Consider the following 2286-nt stretch of genomic DNA (forward strand, 5'->3'; position numbering starts at 1 on the left):
CAATCGCCAAATTGTATTAGATACTGAAACTACAATAAGGTGAAATCAAACTTTGTAATTTCCCAAGCGCTGAAACGTAATTTAGTTGCTTATGTTTCACAATCTGAAGAAGTGGACTGGCAATTTCCCATGTTAGTGTATGATGTCGTGATGATGGGGCTTTATGGGCATATAAATTTTCTTCGTATTCCCAAAGCGATTGATAAACAAAAAGTACAAGAGGCGATGCAGCGAATGAACATTGAACACCTCGCTCATTGTCAAATTGGTGAGTTATCTGGTGGGCGGAAAAAACATGTGTTTTTGGCCCGCACTTACGCTCACAACATCTTTTTAAAATGTTATGGATTACTATTGTAAGTTCTATTATATCAAGTTTGATTGGTGTAATTTTGAGTTATCATTTTGATGCGTCAACAGGCGCTTGCATTATTCTGCTACAAGCTGCATTCTTTGTTATTGCATTAGCTTATAGCAAAATTAGAACAAGATAATTTATCACCTTTTACAACGGTGTAAACTTATTGTTTGTGCCGTTTTTATTCAATGAAATACTTCTTCAATTTCCTCGCTAAAGTATTTGACATAAGGCATTCTTTCTTTATCCGATTAGTATGTATTTTTCTCATAAATTCTTAACATATTCTTTAGCAAAATTTTGTTATATATCTTATTGAATAGTTACTATGCGGAAGGATTTTAAGTAGAGAAAAACAAATGAATAACTATAAAATCAACGCCGCATACTTTGTAATATCTATATCTGTCTTAAGGGCTTTAAAAAGACTTTTTGTGTTTTTATTCGATTTTAGAACAAACAAAAAGGCGAACCTTTCGATTCGCCTTCATAGTTTCTAATTGTTTAATTAGAAGAATACACGTAAACCTACGCCAATAGCTTTGTCTTTAGCTTTTCCAGCGTAAGCACCATCTTCATATAGCTTCTCAACTTGATATTTCCCTTCTAAGAATACCACTGCTTGTTTGTGAAGTTTATAATCTACACCAAGCAAGAAACCATTAGTTTTATATTGTGTAGTATCAGTGTTAACATTATTATACTCTTTAACTTTTTCGTATTTATAGTTACCGTAAATATTACTTAATTCACTTACTTTATACTGGAAGCCAGGAGATACGAAGTAATGTTTTTGTGTAACTTTGGTCTCAGAATCTTTATCAGTAACTTTAGCATAACCAGAATCAACTGAAACTGTCAAGTTTCCGAAACGATACCCTAAGCTTGTTAGGAAACCATCTCTATGGCTTTTCTCATACGACTGGATATACTCGTCAGGATTATCTTCATTCTGTACATAGTCAAGACCGTAATTTGTGCGACCATATGCAAATTTTGCGATCACATTGTTTGCATCATAAATTGCACCTAATTGGAAACCATTCTTAATTACTCGATTGTTGTCAGTACTAACATCAACTTCATTTTCACTGTCACGTTTATTTGCAAATTGATAGCTTGCGCTTAGCACTAAACCTTCAATTCCATTGTAGTCATAACGAATAACAGAGTTTCCTTCATTTGGAATATAGCGATCTTTTTCGATAAGTCCATAACTATAATCATTCGCTGTAACAAGTTTATCAGCAATAGTTGTTTGACGACCAAATGTTAATTGACCACGTTCTTTATGACCAATTCCAGCAAAGGCACGATGTGCTGTAATGTTGCCAAATTCATCGTCACCTTTAGCATCACCTTTAAGTCTGGTTTCAAGACGAGCTAATGCATAGTAGCCGTCATTTAACTGGTGGTTGACAGTAAAGCCAAAACGAGAACCATCATTTTTTAAACCCGAGTGAGTGTGACCAGCACCTTCTTTATTAGTTTTTTGAAGAATAAGACGAATCGAACCATCAACTTCAACTTTAGTTCCTTCGTTATCGTAAACTACAGCTGCGTTCGCTGCTGAAGCCGCGAATGCACCGATGATTAATGCTGCAAGTGTTTTTTTCATAATTTGTATTCCTTATGGTTGTTTACTATCCATGATTGAACTCTTTTTATATAAGATTGTCCAACCTCCTAAATAGACGTGGCGGATCATTGCAAATTCTCTTTTTGATGTCAACTATCTAATATTTTAATTTTTTGAAACCTGACTGAGAGAGCACTTTTTGTACGATTTGTCTATTTTTTTGTTCTTTTTAAGGTTTGAGTATTGCCTATAAATATTTTTAGGTACAGGGAAATAGAATGGTATGTCAGTTTTCTATATTATTCTTCTAGGTAGCCAATATCTTCCTGTGTTGGGTTTTCTGCCCCTT

At 34.2% G+C, this 2286-nt stretch carries 1 protein-coding gene and 2 pseudogenes; 2 read left to right on the forward strand and 1 reads right to left on the reverse strand.

The annotated features are described in order from the left end of the window. Positions 1-20 precede the first annotated feature (20 nt). Both HMPREF9096_RS03075 and HMPREF9096_RS09330 read left to right on the forward strand, forming a co-directional pair. A pseudogene (locus HMPREF9096_RS03075) lies at positions 21-312 on the forward strand (iron ABC transporter permease); the annotation flags it as partial. After that, positions 311-494 (forward strand): annotated as a pseudogene (locus HMPREF9096_RS09330) (metal ABC transporter permease); the annotation flags it as partial. The pseudogenes HMPREF9096_RS03075 and HMPREF9096_RS09330, both read left to right, overlap by 2 nt. A gap of 372 nt (positions 495-866) precedes the next feature. Here the strand turns inward: HMPREF9096_RS09330 and HMPREF9096_RS03070 are convergent. Further along, positions 867-1976, reverse strand: coding sequence for a porin (locus HMPREF9096_RS03070; protein ID WP_009766738.1), 1110 nt, complete (start codon positions 1974-1976; stop codon positions 867-869). Between the last annotated feature and the right edge of the window lie 310 nt (positions 1977-2286).

The organism is Haemophilus sp. oral taxon 851 str. F0397 (assembly GCF_000242295.1).
Taxonomy (GTDB): Bacteria; Pseudomonadota; Gammaproteobacteria; order Enterobacterales; family Pasteurellaceae; genus Haemophilus.

What these genes read in the sequence shown, in the direction of transcription:
- HMPREF9096_RS03070 (WP_009766738.1), bottom strand. Translation starts at nt 1,976, where the DNA reads ATGAAAAAAACACTTGCAGCATTAATCATCGGTGCATTCGCGGCTTCA.